The sequence below is a fragment of the Undibacterium sp. TC9W genome (genome assembly GCF_049339865.1).
GTDB lineage: Bacteria > Pseudomonadota > Gammaproteobacteria > Burkholderiales > Burkholderiaceae_D > Undibacterium.
This window is the reverse complement of sequence record NZ_JBMPPJ010000020.1, coordinates 1-21,371: the sequence shown is the minus strand read 5'-3', so window position 1 is coordinate 21,371 and position 21,371 is coordinate 1. Positions and strand designations below refer to the sequence as shown.

Genomic DNA, 21,371 nt, shown 5'->3' with positions numbered 1-21,371 from the left:
TGAATGTCTTTTATGAGTTTAAAGCGGTGTCAGACAGTTTCTGAAGACACCGCTTTAACTTTAATAACAATTCCGATACTCTTTATCATCCGTCGTGACAGTCGTCCTCAACAATCTTGCGTAGTTTCAGTGCAAACCTATTTCTCGCTGACGCGCTGCATTTTTATTTCTTGCCCACCCTGGCGCAAAATGACATTTAGTCAAATTCTCCGCTTAATGGTTGCCTGCCTGTTTTCTGGAACTAGTCTTTTTGCCACTGCGACTGAAGCCGATGTCGAAAATCGCTTTCAAAGCCTGTCTCTCATTAATCTGATCGCGACCCCTGAACGTTACGATGGAAAACTTGTCTTGGTGACTGGCTATGTGACTGTTGGTCGGGAAAATATGTCCATATGTTTGACAAAGGTCAGAAATTCCAGCAAGGATTGCCTTTGGCTGAATGTCGATTCCGGGCCGTATGAAACGGAGGAAGACAGGAAGCGAATCGATAAAAAATATAAGGTACTCTATAAATTTAACGGCAAGGTGGCAACGATAGAAGCGATATTCGACCAGAATGATATGGGGCATTTTGGTATGTGGTCAGGTGCTTTGAAAGATTTTGTCCGTATTTATGATTTCAAAAATAAATATTATATGTTTGACGATAAGGCTGTACCAAAATAGTTGGTTGAGCTGTTGAATGCTTACATTGCTACGAACGAGTTGATCAGTAAGATAGGTATCCGAAATGCTGCTTCTTGAACGGCGCTGAAAGTGACTTTATGGGGTCTGAAGCGGTAAGCGCGTAACTTGCGAATAGTGAGTCAGCTCGAAGCTGCCATCCGTAGCATTGCTGTTCGCATGGACCAGGATGTGCTCACCTGGTTTGATGAATTCAAAAATGCGCATGCCGCCTGGGCCAACACAACCGGAATGGTAACTGAAGGCACTGCCAGTCAGTTTGAATTCCTCAGGAATATGCTGAGTGCCCATGTCTTTGACTTTGCTTGCCGTAAGCTCAAATCTGACTTCTGTTTTGCAGTTGTCTGACGCCAGGGTTTTTGAGCTTACAGAGATTACTTGAGCCTCAAATTTGAATGGCATGGCATCAAGCACAGCGGCTTTAAGCGGAGGCGCTTCGGCGCGACTTGCAGACGTAAACAAGGTGAGACAGCATATGGAAAATATCGCTACGACGCTGCGGACAAGGTATGGCATGGGATAAGGCTCATTGCATAAATTTGGCTGCTGATCAGCATTGTTTTCCGGTTCAGGCACATCAACAGCAGAGCTGTAATGTGAGCATGACAGAAAAAATATACCATGTATTAAGTCGCATTGATATCATGGAATGGGACGTTTTTACCAAGGCATAAGGTATTCCGCGTGTGAATGAAGGGATCGCGGGTGGTTTTCTGAAGTTGAACGGCTATTACTCACTCATCGGATGGCGATTGCACCGCTTGCAGGAGCGGCTTTAACCGCGAAGATAAGGGCAATTGCGGGCTTGCGAGATTTTGAAGTTACGGTAAAACTTGTTCGCGGCTGAAGCCGCTCATACAGGATGGGTAGCTTTGCGCTTCAATGCAGGCGGGCGCATCTCATCAAAAGCTGAGATGCGCCCGGGTTTTATTTCAAATTGCCTGGTCTGTTTTTATCAGCAACAATCCTGATGCTCTTCATCATCCGCCGCCACGGTCGCTCTTAACAACTTGGCTGCCTGCACCATGTTTTCCAGAGCAGCTATCGTCTCTGGCCAGTCGCGGGTTTTGAGGCCGCAGTCGGGGTTGACCCAGAGGCGGGCGTCGGGGAGTACGCTGCGGGCTTTTTGTAGCAGCCTTTGCATTTCGCTGACTTTGGGTACGCGTGGTGAATGGATGTCATACACGCCGGGGCCTATGTCGTTGGGGTAGGCGAAGTCGCCGAAGCCGTCGAGCAATTCCATGTCCGAGCGCGAGGTTTCTATGGTGATGACGTCGGCATCCATGGCGGCTATCCAGGGCAGGATGTCGTTGAATTCTGAATAGCACATGTGGGTGTGGATTTGCGTATCGTCCCTGACGACGGCTGAACTCAGTTTGAACGCACGCACTGCCCAGTCCAGGTAGGCGGACCAGTCTTGCTGCTTCAGCGGCAGGCCGTCGCGGAAAGCGGGTTCGTCTATCTGTATCATGCCTATGCCTGCTTTTTCGAGGTCGGCGACTTCATCGCGCAGGGCCAGGGCTATTTGCAGGGCGGTGGTGGAGCGTGGCTGGTCATCGCGCACGAAGGACCATTGCAGCATGGTGACGGGGCCGGTCAGCATGCCTTTCATGGTTTTGGCAGTCAGGCTTTGAGCGTACTCACTCCAGCTGACTGTCATGGCTTCCGGGCGATAGACGTCACCATAGATGAAGGGCGGTTTGACGCAGCGTGAGCCATAGCTTTGTACCCAGCCATTCAGGGTGAAGCCATAGCCCCAGAGTTGTTCGCCGAAATATTCGACCATGTCATTACGCTCTGGTTCGCCATGGACCAGTACGTCGATGTCGAGCTTTTCTTGTTGCTCAACGACCAGGCGGATTTCTGCGCGCATGGCTTCGAGGTATTCGAGGTGCGACAAGTCACCACGTTTATACGCTGCGCGGGCCTGGCGTATGGTCTTGGTTTGCGGGAAGGAACCTATGCTGGTGGTCGGGAACAGGGGCAGCGCAAAACGCTTTTGCTGTTCGCTGATACGGCCTGCAAAAGCATGGTGACGGGTGACATCCTGTTCTGTAACCGCAGCCAGGCGTTTTTGTACGATAGGGTTGTGGATGCGTACCGAAGTGCGGCGACTGGTAGCGGCCTGCTCTGCAGCCTTGAATTGCTGGGCGACGCTGGCAGCATTGCCATTCAGGGCTTGCTTAAGGGCGACGATTTCATCGAGTTTTTGGGTGGCAAAAGCTAGCCAGCTCAGGGTTTCTGCATCGAGTGCTGTCTCTGCTGCGAGATCCACCGGTACATGCAGCAGGGAGCAACTTGCGGCCAGCCACAAGTTATCACCCAATTGGGCGTGGGTAGTTTGCAGGCTGGCCAGCAAGCCTGTCAGGTCTGCCCGCCAGATATTGCGGCCATCGATGACCCCGGCAGACAATACGCGGTCTTGCGGCCAGTTGACCAGCAGTGCAGACAGTTGCTGAGGAGCGCGTACCAGGTCCAGGTGAATGCCTGCGACAGGCAGGGCATGCAGCAGGGCGGCGCGTTCCTGCACTGATTCAAAGTAAGTCGATAGCAGCAATTTGGGTGTGTTTTGTGCAAGGGCATTGTAGGCCAGCACAAATGCATCCAGCCAGGCATTGTCGAGGTCCAGTGCCAGGATAGGTTCATCTATCTGCACCCATTCCACGCCTTGCTCTTGCAGGCGGGCCAGCAGGCGCTGGTAGGCGGGGATGATTTTGGCTAGCAAATCGAGTTTGTTGTCCAGGCCATTTTTGATCTTGCCGAGGTAGAGCAGGGTCAGGGGGCCAACCAGGGTGGCTTTGGCTTTGTGACCCAGGGACTGGGCTTGTGCGAGTTCTTCAAACAGCCAATCTACACCACCATCAAAGCTGGTATCTGCCGTCCATTCTGGAACGAGGTAGTGGTAATTGGTGTCAAACCATTTGGTCATTTCCATCGCAAAGTGCTGGGGGTTGCCACGGGCTGCGACGTAGTAGTCTGCCAGGCTCAGTTTTTTTGCATCAAAGCCAAAGCGCGTTGGCAGGGCACCCAGCAGGGCCAGGGTGTTCAAGACCTGGTCATACCAGGCAAAGTCACCAACGCTGACAAAATCGAGGCCAGCCTGCTTTTGCAAACCCCAATGGCGGGCGCGCAAATCGCTGCCGGTTTCATGCAGGGTGGCTTCGGTGATATCACCGCTCCAGAAGGATTCTTGTGCGAATTTCAATTCTCTTTGGGCGCCTATGCGGGGGAAGCCCAGGGTGTGTGCAGTTGTCATGTCAATCTCCTATCAGGTTTGAGTATGATGGGTTAGAATTGACTATGATTCAAACGAGATATTTTAAGAATCATCTTGAATTTTATTCATAATGGGCCCTAAGGCTCTGAGAACATGCAATCCATACTAGAGCTACGCCACCTGAAAACCCTGCATGCCCTGCGTGAGTCTGGCAATTTATTGCGTGCCGCCGTTCTGTTGAATGTCACGCAATCAGCACTGTCGCACCAGATCAAGTTGCTGGAAGAACATCACGGCACACCCTTGTTCGAGCGCAAGACCACACCTATACGCTTCACGCCTGCTGGTGAGCGCCTGCTGCAACTGGCAGACAGTGTCCTGCCGCAGGTGGCCAATTGCGAGCGCGACCTGGCTCGCATGGCCCAGGGGGTGGCGGGGCAATTGCGTATCGCGGTTGAATGCCATACCTGCTTTGACTGGCTCATGCCCGCGATGGATTTATTCCGCCAGCGCTGGCCTGAGGTGGAGCTGGACATCGTGTCCGGCTTCCAGGCGGACCCTGTAGGGCTGTTATACAGCCACAAGGCGGATGTGGCCATCGTGTCAGAAATGGATGCCGATGAGAGCGTGGCTTATCACCCCTTGTTCCGCTTCGAGATCATTGCCTTGATCGCCAAAGACCATGCGCTGGCAACGCGCGATTATCTGGTGGCACAGGACTTTGCAACTGATACCCTGATCACCTATCCTGTGCCTGATGAAATGCTGGATGTGGTGCGCCAGGTCTTGAAGCCCGCCGGGATAGATACCACACGCCGCACGACCGAGCTGACAGTCGCCATGCTGCAACTGGTCGCCAGCAAGCGCGGCATTGCCACCCTGCCGGTGTGGGCCGCGCAAAATTATGTGAATCGCGATTATGTGCTGCCCAAGCGCATTACTGCGGATGGTTTGACTGGCAGACTGTATGCAGCCTGCCTGCCGGATTTGTCGGCCAAGGCTTATCTCAGTGATTTTGTGACGACGATACGGGAGAGTAGTTATTTGAATTTGCAGAGTATAGAGTTGATTTGAGTGCACTGCGATTGAGTGATAGTTCTGGTGTCCTCACGAAATGGATACTATTAGCACTTCGTCCTGTTCTGCCGTTTTTGCATTCCAGACTGCTGTAACTGCATCCTGTCCTCTTCTTCTTGTTCACCCCCACGCTATGCCTTACATTCGCGAGATTTGATCAATCTGGGGAAATTACATGGAACAATGGGCAAAACGGATTTTGTTTGCCGGTGCAGTGATGCCAGTTCTGGCGCAGGCGCAGCTTGATTTGACGGCGCTCGATCGCGATATGACCGGGCCTCGTGCAAAGGTGCTGGTGTTGGGGACGGTGCACTTGAACAGCATGCCAGCCAGCTTCAATCCTGCATCGCTGGGCGGTGTGCTCGATAAGTTGGCGAAATTCAAACCAGAGATTATTACGATAGAAACCGAGTCTGGTGAAGAATGTGATATGGCCGCCCGCCATGTCGCCAGATATGGTGCTGACTATTGCGCATCGAACGAAGCTGCCAGGATGGCTACGGGCCTGGATGCACCTGCGGCGATGGCTGAAGCAGACAAATTGTTGAAAGCATGGCCTGGGCAGACAATGCAGGTAAAGCCAGCGCAACGCCGTCGTCTCGCGGCCTTGTTCCTGGCTTCGTATGATACGGCATCGGCTTATGTGCAGTGGCTGCAATTGCCAGAGGCGGAGCGCCATGCGGGTGATGGCTTGAATGAGGCCTTGGTAGAAAAGCTCATGCGGGCAGAAAAACGCAATAATGAAAACTACCTGATCGCTGCGCAACTGGCTGCGCGCCTGGGTTTGCAGCGTGTCCATGCCGTGGATAACCATACTGGTGACCGTATTGATGTGGCGGATATCAAGGCTTTTGTGCGTTCCATAGAGTCTGCCTGGGCGGCAGGTAATCAAGATATGAGCCTGCGAAAAAAACATGAAGTGGAGTTGATGCAGGCCAGCGAGCTTTTGCCTTTGTACCGCTATATCAGCGAACCAGAAGGCTTGCGGATTTATGCTGAGGCCAATGTCGCCGCTGCCATGCGTGCCAAATCACCAGAAGGCTATCCGCAGATATGGGTGGCTGGCTGGGAGATACGCAATATGCGCATGGTTGCCTATATCCGGGAAACTTTCCGTGAACGCCCGGGTGCACGTGTGTTGTCTGTCGTCGGTGTTTCACACAAACCCTGGTTTGATCACTGGCTGGGGCAGATGCAGGGTGTTGATATTGTGGATGCGGCTGATATGTTGAAGTGAGGTACTCACTGTTGATGGTGTTGATTTTTCGTAGGAGCGACTGCAGCAGCGATGCGTAGTGCTGGCATTGCTGTTCGCGACTGAAGCCACTCCAGCAAGAACAGACTCGTTTTATCGTGAGGCCGCGGTCATTTTCACTTTGCCGCTGTGGCCACTTGTGCACCAGGGAGTTTTTGCTTCAGGCACAGGGTATGGCGCTGGAATTAATAAGCTGGCATACTCCGCCCGGCTATATCGATAGCCAAAAAAACATGACTTTTCAATCAGTGCATTCATGCCTCTTTACTCTCTCATCTTAATGAACACGATCATTCGCAAATTTGTTTTATTTTTTTTCATTCTCGCACTTGGTGGGTGTGGGCACCTTCCTTATGTTTCCAAGAGCAGTCTGAAGCCATCTATACCAGGCCGTCCATCTATTGAGTTGGATAAAGACGTCAGTTTACAAACACGTCTGGGCTGGAATACTGGTTTGGCTGTTGGTGTAACAAAAGGAGTGTACGTGCCGGTCTTTGAGGCGGAAGGTGGGGTTTATTATCGTGGTCCTGACGATTGCGTGGTGCTGATCAATACGAAGGACAATAAGATTGTGGATACGCGTGATGGTGGATTTTGGTTGCCACGCGATCCTGCATCAAAGTCTTTATCAAAAATTTATTCTCATGAATTTTCGGGCAGCCGCTATCGTTCGCCTGCCAGTGGATCGTCAGGTGACATTTCAACAGTTGCGACACAAATTGCCTTGAGCAACCCTAACGGTGCCTCGCCAGTTGCAGCAGGAGCCACTGGTGGTATTGTCGGTGGCGTTTTGGGCGCAATGATAGAAAACGCAAAAAAAGAAAAAGCGATGGTTCTTATGACGGATATCTTTCCGACCGAGCTTTTGAGAGGCGCGATTAAAAAGAACTGACCTGTGATCAATAAGGCGTTGGAAAATGCCGGAGTCTGGATGTTTTTCGCATGAGCGGCTTTAGCCGCGAACACTTTGCTGCATGGGGTATGTGTAGTACTGGCCATTGCTGTTCGCGGCTGAAGCCGCTCCTACAGGAGATTGCGCGTGTTTTATTGACTGGCCGTTTCTGTATTTACTGCTTCATCTTCCGAGAATTTTTCCAGCCCGCGTGCCAGTGATGAGACGCTGGGGTTTTCTACGAAGACGCAGCGTTTGCCGGTGCGTTTGCAGAAATCCTTGACGCGCCAGTAGGCAGTGTGGCTGATGCAGCCGGTCTGGCAGATGACGAGGTCGGCGGCGGCCAGGCTGGCGTCTAGCAGGCTCTGGTTGTCTTCGAGGCCGCCATCATGGTGAGCGAAGCGGCCGCCTATGCGTTCTATGAGGTCGCGGTAGGTGGGGACATTACCGCTGCGGCCACCTACGCACAGTACGGTTTTTTGCTTCAGGTGCAGGGTGATGGGATAGACTTTTTCTTCTGGCTGTTGTCTGCCTTGCTCGGCTGCCTGTTCCTGTATGTCGGCGACGGCTTTGCTGGCTTCTGCGAGTTTTTGTTTGAGCTCGCGCACATGGTTTTCTGTTTCGGTTTGGCGCTCAGCCATTTGCTCGATTTTCTTGAGCAGGCGCTGGCGGGTTTCCAGTTCGGGGACTTCTGCTTTCAGCGCGGCGATGTCGCAACTGAGGAAGTGGATACTGCTGTCCTTGCCTATGTTTTCTGCACGGAGTTGTATCAACTGGGTGTTTTGCTTTTCGATTTCGCGGGTTTTTTCTGCCAGGGCGCGATTATGTCTTTCCTGCACGCGGCCCAGTTCGCGGGTCAGTAATTTGTTTTGTTCAAGCAGGGCATTGAAGCGGGCGATATCGATGCGTACGCTGGCACCAGCCTGGTGCTGCAGCATGTGCATGTCGCGGCATAAGCCGTCTTGCAAATCGGCGTCGCAACGCGGGTGTGTCAGTGCGGCCCAGAATGCGCCAGCGACATCGCCTTTGTCGATCGCGGCGAGCCACAGGCGGGTGACCGCTTCTACGGTTTTTGCCGCACGGAATTCCTGTATGGTGCGGGCATAGCGTTGCTCCAGCTCTTGCTGTATGGCTTCTGACAGGCGGTTGCGGCGACCACATTCTGCAATCGCACCGACATGGATTTCATAGTCTTCGGCAATGGCCTGGCCATTCATCGCCTTGTTGACGATGCGTCGCAAGGTTGTCAGTGGTATGCAGACACCGATGACGGGGCAATGGCATTCATGCGTCAAATCCCAGATGCGGCGACGGCGTGAACCTGCCGGTGTGGCTTCCGGTGTTAATGCAATACTATGTTTGTCATGTTCACACATACGGTACTCCTCTTGATACTTCTGACCAGGTGATGTTGCATAAACTTGCTTGATGATTTGCTTAATGATTGATTTGCTTAGTGCATTTTTTTACCCGGTGCTATTTCAAAGCCGGTGACGTGGGGCGCTTCCGGGGTTTGGGGCAGGCGGGCATCATAGCTTTCTATATTCAACTGCGCTTCTGCCAGCATATAGGCGAGGACACGGAAAGCTTCGACATCAAAGCGCAGGGACACATGGTTCAAAGACAGGTGGACTACCCCGCATTCAGGGCAGATCATGACTTCGCCGACTTTGCTTGAGGCCAGACCCAGGTGCTGGCAAGCGTTGGCTGATGGCTGATGTTTCATGTGTTCCTCTGCGCTAGGCTTAAATTGGTTTTTTTGGGGCTGGGATACTGAGGCATGGATCGGGACGGGTATGCGTCTTGACGACATGGCTGACGTCGTACAGGGCCGCGTTTCCTGATTTACTGTCATCTGCTTCTACATAACCATGGATTTGCAGGCTCGTTTGCTGGCTGGTAGACAGCCATACCGGCACACCGAGATCACGCCTGACGTGGCCATTACCCGCCAGCAGGACGACGCCACGGTCTGCATTTTCAGTGACGATTTTGGCCATCACAACATCACGCGCAACTTGTGCCCTGACCATGCTGGGGACGATATTGTCTGGCATCTTGCCGCAATGGCCGTTTTCCATGGCAGCGCGCTGGCCATCGACTACCACGGCAGGCAAGGGCTGGTCCAGCTTGTAGCCGCTGATGGTGTTCTTATCAAGCACGGCGGCATAGCCTTCACGCATGACACGGGCGGCATCTGCGCGGGACAGGTTGGCAGCAAGCAACGGCAGTTTGTAATCGATGGCGAGCTGGATGACGGGACGGTAATGCGGCCACGCCCAGCGTTTGTTGCCAAGCTTGCTGATGATGCAGTCTGCATCTGTACAAGTTGCCTGTGCCTGGCTGAGTTCGGCCTGGTTTTCGCGGTCGAATTGCTCCATGGCGATGGCGGGACGCCAGCCTGCGACGACCATTTTTTGCAGGTCGGCATAGCGTTGGGCATGTCCTTCGGGATTGTCATGCACTTCGCCCAGCAATAGTATTTTGCTGCTGACTGATTTTTCAGTCTGGGTCGCGCATGCTGATAAAAGGCCGGCGGTGATCGCAGCGATGAGCAGGTTTGATTTACGCATTGTCGCAAGTATCCATATTCTGACCTATGAACCACAGAACGCCGCTCGGGTCCGTTAGCGTGAAATCGCGCATGCCATAAGGCTGTTCCACAATTGCGGTCAGGCGCACCTGGTATTTTTCTGCAATGCCGGATGAGACGATGAATTCATACCAGATGCCGACATCATCGACCAGGATATGCATCATGAAATTATTGGTGTGATCAGCGACATAGAACTCTTGCAGCATGAAGCTGCATTGGGCATATTTGAGATGGGCATAGCCATCTTCACTAAAGACGACCTCAAATCCCAGGTCTTGATAAAAGGCCAGGGAAGTGTCAAAATTTTTGGCAGGCACATAGGCCTTGATTTCCCGCATCTTCAGTTTTTGCATGTTCTCTCTCATTCAAATATGTTGTGATTAGCTATGCGCTTTTCCTGGCGCGTGACGATGCGCGCAAGGGGGTGACCAGAAAATCACCTTCTTCATTGTGCATGCAGGTCAGGGCGATATCATACAAGTCTTCCAGCGCCGGTACTGCTTCGCGGTTGCTGGCGATGTCGGCGACGAGCTGGCCATTCTTGACTAATAGCAGACGTTCGAACGCCTGCATCGCATGGTTGATGTCATGCAGGATGGCGACGATGGCATGCTGGCGTTCTGTCGCATATTCTTCCAGGCTGGCGAGCAGGTCAAATTGCAGGCCGGGGTCGAGTGCAGCAAGGGGTTCATCGACGAGTATCAAGCCATCGCGCTGGTCCCATAGCTGGGCAAAGATGCGTGCCAGTTGTATGCGTGCCTGTTCACCGCCAGAGAGGCTGTCAAAGCGGCGGCCCAGCAAGCGGTTAGCATGGGCCATGCCTGCTGCTTGTCTGACGATGTTGGACAGTTCAGGATCATGGGCTCGGCTGACTCGTCCCAGGCTAATGACCAGGTCGGTTTCCAGGCCAAAGGCCACATCACTGTTTTGTGGCAGGACTGCACGCAGGCGGCTGAGTTCCATCAAGGACCAGCTTGCCAGCGGGCGTGACTGAAAAGTGATGTTGCCGCTGCTGGTTTTCAATTCACGGGACAGCAGTTTCAGCAGCGTGGATTTGCCTGCGCCGCTGGGGCCAAGGATGGCGACTTTTTCTGCCTTGGCTATACTGATGTTAAAGGGCCCAAAGTCTTTCTTGCCCAGCCTGGCGCAGACGGCGTCAAGCTGGAGCAAACCCTGTGGTGTGGTGGTTTTCATTAACATGATACGATTCTCAACCATGTGATTCAGGCTAAACGACCACGTGCATTACGCAGCAGGATCAGGAAGAAAGGGCTGCCCAGCAAGGCAGTGAAAATACCCACTGGCACTTCAGCCGGGATGGCGATGCAGCGTGCCACGGTATCGGCCAGCAACAAGAGCAAACCACCCATGAGCATGGAGCGTGGTATCACCTGTCTTTGATCTGGCCCGCCCATGGTGCGTACCAGATGCGGTGCAACCAGGCTGATGAAGCCTATCATGCCGCACCAGGCTACCGCAAACCCGGTCAGTACCGCGACCAGGACAATGACCTGTGTGCGCAGGCGGCGCACATCGATGCCGACATGGGCAGCCGCTGCTTCACCCAGGGCCAGGGCATTCATGGCGCTGATCATGCGCCTGACCCACCACCAGGCAGGCAACAGCAGCGTCAATAGCAAGCCAGCAGCCAGCCAGCTGGCACCTGCCAGGGAGCCCAGGGTCCAGAAACTCAGGTTGCGCAATTGCTCGTCCGTTGCCAGGTAAGTGCACAGACCCAGCACGGCAGCGCTCAGGGCGTTCAAAGCAATGCCTGTCAGAAGCAGGCCGACGATGGAACCAGGTGAAATCCAGCGGGCGACACGATCAAGTGCAAAACAAACCAGCAAGGCACCGCTGAACGCGGTGACAGGCAAGATCCACATGCGCCAGGACATGGGGATAGGCAAGTGCATGCCTGACAAGACGACGATACTCAAACCCGCAGCCGCAGCAGCACCGGCAGTAATGCCCAGCAAATTGGGATCTGCCAGCGGATTGCGGAACAGGCCTTGCGTCAGTGCACCTGACATGCCGAGTGCAGCACCCACCAGCATGGCAAACAGGGCACGTGGCAGGCGGATATTCCACAAGACATAGCTGCTGCCAGTCAAAGTCTGGTCGTCGCTGAAGTCTAGCAGGGTCAGCCAGTCTTGCAATGTGACTGGCACGGCACCGAATTGCACACTCAGCAGTAAAGCGGCAAGCAGGGCCATACTCAGCACCAGCAGCAGGCCAGGTCTGCCGCCTTGCAAAAGCTTTGCCTGCAAACTTGGTGGCAATTCACCAGACACGGCTACTGAGGATTTCATGCCTGCATGGCCCGGGTGATGGCGCTGTCAAGCTGGCTGATTGCCGATGGCAGACGTGGCCCAAAGCCCAGCATGAGCATGGCTTCCTGTGACAGCACGCGGCGCTTGCGGCCTGCCGGTGTTTGTTCCACACCCGGCAATTTCAACACAGACTCTATGCCGCCTGAGGCTTTCAGGCCCTGGTCAGTCACGAGGATGATGTCAGGCTGGGCTGCGATCATGGCTTCTGGTGTCAAAGGCTTGTAACCACTGAACCCATTGCCGCCATTGGCCGCGGTCAGGGCATTGCTGGCACCTGCATATTCAAGCACGGCATGGGCTGCGGTTTCACGACCAGCCACCATGATCTGGTTGGGTGCATGGGCGAGGATGAAGACAATTTTTGGTGCCTTTCCTTTGCGCTGCTCTATCGGTGCGCGGACCTTGCTCCATTCCTGCTGCAGGCTTTGCGTCAGGGTAGCTGCCTGGGCTTGTGTGCCAGTAAGTTCACCAATCTGCTTGATGCGGTCGAGCACGCCTTCAAACTTATGATGCGCAGGCAAGACAGCCAGCGGGATGCCAGAGGATGTCAACTGGCGTATTACGGCAGGTGGACCGGCATCTTCGCTGGCGATGATTTGCGTTGGTGCCAGGGCGAGTACGCCTTCTGCCGACAGGGCACGCGCATAGCCGACATTAGGCAGTTTTTGCACACTCTCAGGGAAGTTGGATGTGGTATCAACGGCGACCAGGTCATTGCTGGCATTGAGGGCGAAGATGATCTCGGTGATGGCTCCACCTACGCTGATGATGCGCTGCTTGCCTTTGCCTGTTGCGGCTTGTGCCCACGGTGCCAGCATGCTGGAGCCAGCCAAACCCGCCAGGCTAGCAAGTTGCATCAATGCCTGCCTGCGCAAGCGATTTGTTGGGCTTATGCTGCGCATGTCTGGCTTTCTGACAAGAGGTTGTCGATCAGCGCACGCCATTCGCAGAGTTCGGGTTTGCCGGGTTTGCGTTCACCAAAGAACATGGCGATGGTTTCGCCATCGGCATCAAACAATTCCAGTGATGTGACGAGGCCATCCGTGGTTGGTTTTTTGACGACCCATGCACTGGCGATTTGGTCTTCACGCAGATGCAGGTTGAAGCGTGGGTCGAGTACGTTCACCCATGGACCCATTTTGGCAATCTTGCTGACCGGGCCGGAATGGATTTGTATCATGCCGACGTTGCCGGTAAATACCATGATGGGCACGGCTTCGGCAGCGGCTGCCTGCAACAGGTCCTGGCAACTGCTGACATCAATTTGCTGGACAAACCGGGCATCAGCCAGGCGCAACGCCTGGGTGCGTGTCACGGCAAATTTTTTCATGAGGCCAAAGAACTCATGAGTATCACGCAAGGATGCCCAGGCCTGACGGAAGCCGGTGACATCGATGTCCTTGTCAGCTAGTTCCAGTATTTTTTCTGCGCTGTCTTTGGTAGCGATGCCACTTTCTTGCTCGACTGCGGCGAAGCTGGCGACCAGGGCTTCATAAGCCTCTACATTGCTTTGTGGCTTGATGAAAATCTTGTGGATGGCTGTGCCGGTGGCATCATAGAATTGCAGGCTTTTTTGCTCGCTGCGCTCTTCGCCGCTTCCTGTTTGCTCTGTCACGGCAAAGCCAAATGCCCATTGCTGATAAAAAATCCGCAAATCGATTTCACCTGCCAGCACCAGGCCGATATGGTGGTTGTGGCTGATTTTGCTGTAGGTGCCCGTTTTTTCATGGACGCAGGAAGGATTGCGGGTCAGGGCCATGACTTCGCCCAGGCTTTCTACTGCGGCGATAATTTCTGGCCACTCTGCGCGCAGGCAGGTGGCACGCAACAGGCAATTGCTTTCTATGGCTGCTGTGCCTGCGTGGGCGGCGATCAGCTCGCCTTCACTGATCTCTAAAGCTTCTGCGATGTCACGATGTCTGGCTTTTTTCTCTCGGCGCATGCTGGCGAATTGTTCACGGACCTTCGCATTTTGTTGCGGGTTCAAATGTTGGGCTGGCATGACGGTTCCTTCTTAAAAGTCGTAACGAACTGATACCTGGGCATTCCGGCCAGGGGCGGTGTATGCATCTTTGACATTGGTGTTATCGGCCAGGCCGCTTACATCAGACCAGGCCCAGTATTTGGTATCAAAGACATTGTTGAGGTTGGCGTTGACTGTCAGGTTTTGCATGGGCTTCCAGTACACACCGAGGTCAACGACGTGGTAAGAACCTGGTGCAAACTGTGTTGCTGCTGCTGGTGCGATCCTGTCGGGCTGCTTGCCTTGATGATGCTGGAATTGCGCACGCGCACCCCAGGCTGCTGTGTCATAGCGCAGGCCTGCCAGGAATTTCATCGGGTTGATGGTATCGAGTGGCGTTTTTACGCCAGCAACTTCGCTATCGCCCTTGGTGTAGGAGACACCTGCAGTGGCTTGCCAGTTACTGTCGATTTGCAATTCTGCACGGGCTTCTGCACCACGGATTTGCGCCTTGGCCAGGTTGATGTACTGGAATACCAGCGGGTCGACTGCAGTGCCTGTGCCGCGCACTACCTGCTGGCTGATGAAGTCTTTGTAGCTATTGTCGAATGCCGCGAAGGAATAACGCAAACCCTGCACTCTGCCACGAAAGCCAATCTCAAAGCTGTCAGCACGTTCTGCTTTCAGTTGCGAATTGCCTATGCTGGTGTAGCCCGATGCCAGATTCGTGAATCCATTGTTGACCTGGTCTGGTGTCGGTGCACGGAAGCCCTTGGCGAATTGTGCATAAGGTGCAAAGGCGGCGTCGAGTTGCCATACCAGACCCAGGCGTGGTGTGACTGCACTGTCAGACAGAGTTGCGACTGCGCCGCCTGTGTAGCCTGCACTGGAAGGAGCGAGCTTGTAATGGTCATAACGCAGGCTGGGGATGATGCTCAGCTTGCCTGCTTCGATTTCATCCTGGATGAAGGCGCCTGTGACTGTGTAAGTCGTATCCGGGAAAGGCTTGGCAGGGAAGGATTCGCCAAACGGCGCTACCGTGCCATCGCGCAGGCCGGTGACTTCTGTGCGGTTCCAGTCAAAGCCGTAGCTGAGTTTTTGTTCAACAGCACCAGAGAAATTGCTTTCCATGATGTTGGACAGGCCGACGATCCTGGTGTTGTAGTGGTTGTCGCGGGTGCGGTCAGCGGCGGTGTTTCTATCTTCGGCAGAGTATTGGCTGACCTTGGCATCTTGCCAGTACAGACGTGTCTCGGCATTGTGCAACCAGCTGGAATTCAGGTTTTTATAGCGGTGCGCCAGGCTGAGTTTATTGCGCTCTACCTTGTCGCGGGTATCCAGGTCCAGGGTGCTGGTGGATACCAGTGGCGGCACGGCGCGGGCAGAATAAACATCAGTTTCCTGCGTGCGTTTTTGTGCTTCTACACTGGCTTCTATTTGCTGATTGCTATCGATTTTGAAGATGGCTTTACCCAGCAGGTATTGGGCATTGAAATCTACTGGATTTGGTTTGGTGCGGTTGACGTTTTTTGCGTCATTGTCTGCACGGTTTTCTGTTTCATGACCACGGCGGTCGCTGACCAGCAGCAAACCTTGCCAGCTACCGTTGTCGTCAGCGATAGCGGCAGTATTGCGCCATGAGCGATCGACTGTGGCGTAGCCAGAACGCACGAAGCCACCAAAAGACTGGCCTTTTTTGAGCAAATCAGACGGGTCCAGCGTGCGGAAGCTGACTGCACCAGCCAGACCATCGCTACCGAACTGTGTGGAGGTAGGGCCTCGCAAAATTTCTACTGCCTTGATGCCATCGAGTTCAAGAAAATCACCACGGCCTGTCGCAAATGCGCCAAACGAAAAACTACCCGGTACACGCGTACCATCAACCAGCATCAAGACCTGGTTACCTTCCAGTCCACGAATATTGATGCCTTCATTACCAGCACGACCAGTGGAGCTGCCAGCCGCTGTAAAGCGGGTAGGGGCAGCACGCACGCTGATATCGAGTTCATTGCGGAACAGGTCCTTGATGTCGCGACCACCTTCCTGCTCTATCCTGGCAGCAGGGATGACGGTGACGGTATTGGGCACACTATCGACTGTCCTGGCGGTACGCGTAGAGGTGACAGTAATGTCTTTGAGAGTAGTTGCTTCTGTCGGCAGGACCGGGCCTGGAGTTTGTGCAAAAGTAGTTGCCGGAGCCATGCCCCATGCCATACCCAGTGCCAGGGCGATTTGCGTCTTGCTTAGCATCGTGTTTCCTAATTTTAAAAAATTGGACACTGGCTAGCGGCGACTGGCTAGTGCGTATCATGATCTACTCCATAGCCCGCATGGACTTGCACCATGCTTAAGGCTGGGAGCATCGTAAAAAGGGGGAGTTTTTACGAATAATATATTTTAATCGGATTTATTATAAATGAGAATCATTCTCAGTCGCAAGTGCATTTGGAGTTTCTTTTATGAGGATTTTGAGCTGAAGCGATACGTAGAGGCAGCTTGAGAACGCGAAAAAGTATTTTTGTGGCAATATTTAACAGACCTAATGTCTGGTATGGTTGGAGGTGCAAAGTCAGATTAATAGCAACAGCTTTTGAAGAGAACGGGAATGTGTGTGTTTGCTAGCTGAATTGACCTGGTCAGTTTGATCCACCTTTCACTTCCTGGCGAAGGCGGCAGGTCATCTACCTGCAAGACGCTGAGTACAACGCCACGAAATGCCGCACGTCTTTGTTCCATGGTGGAGATGGGCAGATGGCGCATATACACAGGTGCAGAAATCAGGCTACCGGTGACATTTTTTGCCCTGTCTGTATTGATGATGCTGACTGGGGAGCTGATGCTCATCTGGCCGGTGTCGCGTGCTCTTTCTATCGCGACCCGTCGGCCTGGTTCAGAAAACAGGTCAAAACCAAGGGCCGGTTAGTTGGCCAGGTAAGGTTCGATAAACTCAACAGGCAGATAAAATTCCCGCGCACTGGCAGGTGCGAGTGCGCCTTGATCGCTGCGTTGTTTGATAATGAAGGAGGTGTCACTTTCTTTTCTCAGCCTGGCTTCAAAACTTGATCTGTCGCTGTGCATGACCAGAGGGGCCCAATCGACTGCGATGATAGTGCTTTTTCTTTGCAGTGTGGAGCCGACAAAGCTTTGGAAATCTGTTCTGGAGACATGATCAGTGCTGGCAAAGAAGCGTTCCAGATTGCGCAGTAATTCACTCTGTAAATCGAAGTGTTGCTGTATGGCTTGTACCATGCGGCGGGCCTCGGTTTCGAATTCCTGTTTTTGCCGGTCGGATTCTGATTATCGTACATAGAGAAAGACAGAGACAACAACCGATAGTGTCAGCAACAAAGGCACGTCTGCATTAAGACCGCGCGACTTCCAGATAGTGCGCGGATGGCCCGCCAGTATCATCATCAATGGGGCGACATTGAGAACGCCAAGAATGTCGCCGCCCCACCATGTAAGCCAGTTGCCAAACATGTCTGCTGCTGGCAGCAGGCCCAGGATGAACAGGGAAAAGATGCCGACACTGGCATTGACGAGACAACCAACTTGCCCAGCCAGCAACAGGAAGAGCACAACATGGCGTTCGTCATCAAGCGCGGCTGGATAACCAACAAAGCGTTTCAGCAGATAAGCGCTACTCATCGCCTGCAGCATGGCACCAGTGGCAACCAGCAGAGCCAGGCCGCTATTTGTGAGCGTTAATTGACCCTGGGCTTTCCCAGCCTATCCACAGATTGAAGAGACATGAACCCAGAGCCACGCCAGGCAGCAGACGGTATCCACCCGTTAACACGGCAATCACTGCCACGCCCGCCGGTGGAAAGACGGCAATGGCATAGCCGGGAGGAATCGCGAGCAACAGTGCGATGCGTCCAAGCATGATATAGACGAAGGCCAGTAGCAGATTCCTGACTAGCAAAGAGGAGACATTGTTCAAGGACGATGTGGGCAAAATACCTGGCTCCCCATGGTGAACAACTCACAGCGAAAAATTTGCTTTGAATAATTATATGACCGAAAGCAAGTCATTGTGATTTTATTCATCTGGACGAATTTGCGCTTTGTCGGCGTGCTTGCTTGTGCACCCAATCAGGCTTGGTTCCTTGCTGCGCCAGCTGTTTTTATGGAGAAAATATGCATGAGAAATAAGCTTAATAAAAATTTGTACTGATTAAATAATCAGTGTATAGTTTTGTTCAGGGCGAGTTGCGTCCTATTGCTATTTTGTAGTATCCCTCAGATAAAAACTACGGACCCTGCTTTGTGAAAAGTAGGGTTTTTGGTTTTTAAGGCCTTGTTTTTATTGATTATTTTATTTTTGTTAATGCGTGTGCCGGGCTGAATTCAGATGTTGCTTTCTTGCTGCGCCTGCGTACTCTAATTTAATAAGAAAAATTTGTACTGATTAAATAATCAGTGTATAGTGTTGTTCAGGGCGAGCTGCGTCCTGTTGCTATTTTGTAGTATCCCTCAGATAAAAACCACGAACCCTGCTTTGTAAAAAGTGGGGTTTTTGGTTTTGAGTTGATGGATTTTTCTTAAACTTTTGCGCTATTTTTACAGAGAATTTTCCTGTAAATGCTGGAGCTTAAGAAAAATTTGCACTGATTATATAAGCAGTATATAGTTCTGTTCAGGGCGATTTGCGTCCTGAAGAATTTGATTTGTTAGATATGATCTGGCCCCGCTACTGTAAAGCAGCGGGGCTTTTTGTTTTCTGCGTTTTGTTCATGAATTTTTGTTCGCAAATTTTGTTAATGAATCTTGTCGATGAATGCAGAAAATTGACAGAATCGCGCCACGCAATTTGCTTGTGCTGGCGCTCAGGCTTTTACCTGTTTGTGATTGCAAGCGTATCACCCTTTCACATAGTGCTGACCATACTGAACGCAAAGCAGCAGACAGGTAAATCTTTTTGGGCGTTGACGGGAATCATGGGAATGTGCGCCTGCAATTGCAGTTTATGCAGCCGTGCAGATGCGCTGCCCATGGTTCCCGGGCAGGCCAACGCTGATAATCCTGGAGCAGGACAAGCCGCAAGGCATCCTGAAAATAGATGAGCGAAAGCAAAATTGTGAAGGCAGCTATTGCATCTGAGATGGTAGCAAAGCCTGCCGCCAAGACGCGCGGACGGCCAAAGAAAGCAGTCAGTCAATCTACATTGACGGTCAGGGATGCGATTGCCAAAGCTGGCGAAGAACTGGGCGGAGCCTTGCGCCTGGCGCAATGGGCAAGAGAAGACCCGACCAATGAAAAAGCCTTCTGGACAGTGTTGTATCTGAAGATTTTACCCCTGCAAGTTAATGGGGCTGGAGAAAACGGCGAACATCTGATTAGCGATATCGCCATCAAACTGGTCAAGCCGAATGCAGATTGAATGCGAGTTTCCTGAAAAGCTGGAATTCTTGTTCCAACCAGCGCGTTACAAGGTGGCGCGTGGTGGGCGCGGCAGTGGCAAGTCCTGGGGCTTTGCCCGCGCCTTGTTGTTGCTGGGTGTGCAGAATGTGGAGCGGATTTTATGTGCACGTGAATTGCAGAAATCGATCAAGCAATCTGTGCATCAGTTATTGCGTGATCAGATTGCAGCGCTAGGCTTGAGTCATTTCTACCAGGTGTATGAATCAGAAATTCGCGGCATGAATGGCACGCGTTTTTATTTCAGCGGTTTGTCTGACCAGACGGCTGACAGTGTCAAGTCCTTTGAAGGTTGCACCAAGGTGTGGATAGAAGAAGGCCAGAGTGTGTCAGACAGGTCATGGAGTATTTTGATACCGACGATACGCACGGCAGGCTCAGAAATCTGGGTAACTTATAACCCAGAGCTGGAAACTGATCCTACCCATCAGCGTTTTGTCGCAAGACCACCGCATGATTGTGTCTCTATCTTGATGAACTGGCGGGATAACCCCTGGTTCCCTGAAGTGTTGGAAAGAGAAAGGCAAACCTGCATGCAGCGCGAACCTGAAGCTTATAAAAATATCTGGGATGGTGAATGCAAACCGGCAGTGAGTGGGGCGATTTATTACCACGAAGTGGCTGGGGCACAGGGCAGGATTTGTCATGTGCCGTATGACCCTATGCTGAAAGTGCACGTGGTGGTTGACCTGGGCTGGAATGATGCAATGGCGATCAGCCTGGTGCAAAGACAAAGTTCGGAATTGCGGGTGATTGAATACCTGGAAGACAGTCATCAGACGCTGGATTATTACTCAGCCTTGTTGAAGCAAAAAAATATGAACTGGGGGAAGTTATTTTTACCTCATGATGGTCGCAACAAGGACTTCAAAACCGGCAAGAGCGCAGAAGAAATCATGACAGCACTGGGCTGGGATGTGGCGATCACGCCCAGCATGAGTGTGGAAGATGGCATACGTCTGACGCGCATGACATTTGGACGCTTGTGGTTTGATGCGGACAAAACTGCGCGCCTGATTGAATGCGTAAAGCGTTATCGCCGTGTGATCAATCAAAGCACGAATGAAGCTGGCGCGCCTTTGCATGATGAGTTCAGCCATGGTGCAGACAACCTGCGCTATATCTGCATCAATGCAGAAACGATGTCGAACGAAGAATGGGGCGGCAAACTGACTTACCCTAAATTTACTTATGCATAGAGGATGGAATGGCTAAAGCTTTATCTCAAGACGAATTGAAAGCACTGGTGCAGACAGAAATGCGCCAGAGCCTGGGTTATTCATCTTCGCGTTTGTCGCAAGCCAGACAAAAGGCGGAATATTATTATCTGGGTCTGGCGGTGGGCGATCTGTCACCACCAGAAGTGGATGGTCGCTCGTCGGTGGTTTCTACTGATGTACGTGACACCATAGAGTCTATGTTGCCGCAATTGATGCTGACGTTTTGTGGCGGTGATTCGATTGTCGAGTTTGAACCACAAAACCCGGACGATGAAGCCAGGGCCAAGGCAGCGACGGAGTATATTAATTACCTGTTCTTTAAAAAGAACAATGGTCACAAGATAGCTTATGTGTGGATGAAGGATGCCCTGTTGCAAAAAAATGGCATCGTCAAGGTGTGGTGGGATACCCGCTTTGAAGAAGCCAAGGAAGAATACAAGGGTTTGAACCAGATAGAGTTGGCGCAAATCCTGGATGACCCGGAAATTGAGGTGATAGCCCAGCAGGCTTATCCGGATGAGGATGACGCCAAACAGCGTCAGCAGGCAGTCGAACAGATCAACCTGCAAATCAGTCAGCAAATGCAGCAGGGAGCCTGTAAATAAAAGTGTGTAAGTAATTCTGGCAGATGAAGCTCCTATAATGAGGAATTGCCAAAATGACGACAAACGCAATGGAAAGAAGCAAACTGCAGGCGCTGGCCAAAGAGCTGGCGA

General features: G+C 52.4%; 21 protein-coding genes and 1 pseudogene. 8 read left to right on the top strand and 14 right to left on the bottom strand.

Translation table 11 applies throughout. The annotated features are described in order from the left end of the window. Window positions 1–3: 3 nt before the first annotated feature. On the top strand, window positions 4–666 hold the full coding sequence (locus ACO0LN_RS23015; RefSeq protein WP_422977842.1) for a hypothetical protein: 663 nt from the start codon (window positions 4–6) through the stop codon (window positions 664–666). Window positions 667–762: 96 nt separating this feature from the next. On the opposite strand, the gene ACO0LN_RS23010 is transcribed toward ACO0LN_RS23015, so the two are convergent. Together ACO0LN_RS23010 and metE are read right to left on the bottom strand one after the other, a co-directional pair. Beyond that, a complete protein-coding gene (locus tag ACO0LN_RS23010; RefSeq protein ID WP_422977840.1) occupies window positions 763–975 on the bottom strand; it encodes a hypothetical protein in 213 nt (70 codons plus the stop codon). A gap of 664 nt (window positions 976–1,639) precedes the next feature. Next, on the bottom strand, window positions 1,640–3,940 hold the full coding sequence (metE, locus tag ACO0LN_RS23005; protein ID WP_422977838.1) for a 5-methyltetrahydropteroyltriglutamate--homocysteine S-methyltransferase: 2,301 nt from the start codon (window positions 3,938–3,940) through the stop codon (window positions 1,640–1,642). Window positions 3,941–4,054: 114 nt separating this feature from the next. On the opposite strand from metE, the gene ACO0LN_RS23000 reads away from it, so the two are divergent. From ACO0LN_RS23000 to ACO0LN_RS22990, 3 genes are all read left to right on the top strand, one after another. Further along, the gene (locus ACO0LN_RS23000) at window positions 4,055–4,975 is read left to right on the top strand and encodes a LysR family transcriptional regulator (RefSeq protein ID WP_162042392.1); all 921 of its coding nucleotides are present in this window, start codon (window positions 4,055–4,057) and stop codon (window positions 4,973–4,975) included. A gap of 178 nt (window positions 4,976–5,153) precedes the next feature. Continuing rightward, window positions 5,154–6,215, top strand: coding sequence for a DUF5694 domain-containing protein (locus tag ACO0LN_RS22995; protein WP_422977836.1), 1,062 nt, complete (start codon window positions 5,154–5,156; stop codon window positions 6,213–6,215). A 298-nt stretch (window positions 6,216–6,513) separates the two neighbouring features. Next, a complete protein-coding gene (locus ACO0LN_RS22990; protein WP_422977834.1) occupies window positions 6,514–7,125 on the top strand; it encodes a hypothetical protein in 612 nt (203 codons plus the stop codon). Between the two features lie 152 nt (window positions 7,126–7,277). Here ACO0LN_RS22990 and ACO0LN_RS22985 read toward each other — a convergent pair whose 3' ends face one another. From ACO0LN_RS22985 to ACO0LN_RS22930, 12 genes and pseudogenes are all read right to left on the bottom strand, one after another. After that, complete coding sequence (locus ACO0LN_RS22985; RefSeq protein ID WP_422977832.1) at window positions 7,278–8,501, bottom strand: DUF2325 domain-containing protein; 1,224 nt, start codon at window positions 8,499–8,501, stop codon at window positions 7,278–7,280. 77 nt (window positions 8,502–8,578) lie between these two features. Then, a complete protein-coding gene (locus tag ACO0LN_RS22980) occupies window positions 8,579–8,851 on the bottom strand; it encodes a hypothetical protein (protein WP_422977830.1) in 273 nt (90 codons plus the stop codon). Window positions 8,852–8,870: 19 nt separating this feature from the next. Beyond that, window positions 8,871–9,698, bottom strand: a complete 828-nt coding sequence (locus tag ACO0LN_RS22975; RefSeq protein WP_422977828.1) for a ChaN family lipoprotein — start codon at window positions 9,696–9,698, stop codon at window positions 8,871–8,873. Continuing rightward, window positions 9,691–10,074 carry a VOC family protein gene (locus ACO0LN_RS22970; RefSeq protein WP_422977826.1) on the bottom strand — a complete coding sequence of 128 codons (384 nt, stop codon included), beginning with the start codon at window positions 10,072–10,074 and terminating at the stop codon, window positions 9,691–9,693. Before ACO0LN_RS22970 ends, ACO0LN_RS22975 begins: the two co-directional genes overlap by 8 nt. Before the next feature lie 31 nt (window positions 10,075–10,105). Next, window positions 10,106–10,921, bottom strand: a complete 816-nt coding sequence (locus tag ACO0LN_RS22965; RefSeq protein ID WP_422977824.1) for an ATP-binding cassette domain-containing protein — start codon at window positions 10,919–10,921, stop codon at window positions 10,106–10,108. A 23-nt stretch (window positions 10,922–10,944) separates the two neighbouring features. Beyond that, complete coding sequence (locus ACO0LN_RS22960) at window positions 10,945–12,030, bottom strand: FecCD family ABC transporter permease (RefSeq protein WP_422977822.1); 1,086 nt, start codon at window positions 12,028–12,030, stop codon at window positions 10,945–10,947. After that, complete coding sequence (locus ACO0LN_RS22955) at window positions 12,027–12,953, bottom strand: heme/hemin ABC transporter substrate-binding protein (protein WP_422977820.1); 927 nt, start codon at window positions 12,951–12,953, stop codon at window positions 12,027–12,029. The genes ACO0LN_RS22960 and ACO0LN_RS22955 overlap by 4 nt, the downstream gene beginning before the upstream one ends. After that, window positions 12,941–14,053 carry a hemin-degrading factor gene (locus tag ACO0LN_RS22950; protein ID WP_422977818.1) on the bottom strand — a complete coding sequence of 371 codons (1,113 nt, stop codon included), beginning with the start codon at window positions 14,051–14,053 and terminating at the stop codon, window positions 12,941–12,943. The genes ACO0LN_RS22955 and ACO0LN_RS22950 overlap by 13 nt, the downstream gene beginning before the upstream one ends. A 12-nt stretch (window positions 14,054–14,065) precedes the next feature. Beyond that, the gene (locus tag ACO0LN_RS22945) at window positions 14,066–16,264 is read right to left on the bottom strand and encodes a TonB-dependent hemoglobin/transferrin/lactoferrin family receptor (RefSeq protein WP_422977816.1); all 2,199 of its coding nucleotides are present in this window, start codon (window positions 16,262–16,264) and stop codon (window positions 14,066–14,068) included. Window positions 16,265–16,588: 324 nt separating this feature from the next. Next, window positions 16,589–17,263: pseudogene (locus ACO0LN_RS22940) on the bottom strand (CHASE domain-containing protein). A 48-nt stretch (window positions 17,264–17,311) separates the two neighbouring features. After that, window positions 17,312–17,662 carry an MASE1 domain-containing protein gene (locus tag ACO0LN_RS22935; protein ID WP_422977814.1) on the bottom strand — a complete coding sequence of 117 codons (351 nt, stop codon included), beginning with the start codon at window positions 17,660–17,662 and terminating at the stop codon, window positions 17,312–17,314. A 43-nt stretch (window positions 17,663–17,705) separates the two neighbouring features. Continuing rightward, the gene (locus ACO0LN_RS22930) at window positions 17,706–17,972 is read right to left on the bottom strand and encodes an MASE1 domain-containing protein (RefSeq protein ID WP_422977812.1); all 267 of its coding nucleotides are present in this window, start codon (window positions 17,970–17,972) and stop codon (window positions 17,706–17,708) included. 691 nt (window positions 17,973–18,663) lie between these two features. Here ACO0LN_RS22930 and ACO0LN_RS22925 point away from each other — a divergent pair. Genes ACO0LN_RS22925 through ACO0LN_RS22910 form a run of 4 tightly spaced genes read left to right on the top strand, consistent with a single transcriptional unit; the run spans window position 18,664 to window position 21,260 of the window. After that, window positions 18,664–19,080: a hypothetical protein gene (locus tag ACO0LN_RS22925; RefSeq protein ID WP_422977810.1), complete on the top strand. Its 417-nt coding sequence runs from the start codon at window positions 18,664–18,666 to the stop codon at window positions 19,078–19,080. Beyond that, window positions 19,077–19,397 carry a hypothetical protein gene (locus ACO0LN_RS22920; protein WP_422977808.1) on the top strand — a complete coding sequence of 107 codons (321 nt, stop codon included), beginning with the start codon at window positions 19,077–19,079 and terminating at the stop codon, window positions 19,395–19,397. The genes ACO0LN_RS22925 and ACO0LN_RS22920 overlap by 4 nt, the downstream gene beginning before the upstream one ends. Then, window positions 19,387–20,634 (top strand): PBSX family phage terminase large subunit, encoded by a 1,248-nt coding sequence (locus tag ACO0LN_RS22915; RefSeq protein WP_422977806.1) that lies wholly within the window; start codon window positions 19,387–19,389, stop codon window positions 20,632–20,634. Before ACO0LN_RS22920 ends, ACO0LN_RS22915 begins: the two co-directional genes overlap by 11 nt. An 8-nt stretch (window positions 20,635–20,642) precedes the next feature. Continuing rightward, window positions 20,643–21,260 (top strand): portal protein, encoded by a 618-nt coding sequence (locus tag ACO0LN_RS22910; RefSeq protein ID WP_422977804.1) that lies wholly within the window; start codon window positions 20,643–20,645, stop codon window positions 21,258–21,260. The last annotated feature ends 111 nt before the right edge of the window (window positions 21,261–21,371 follow it).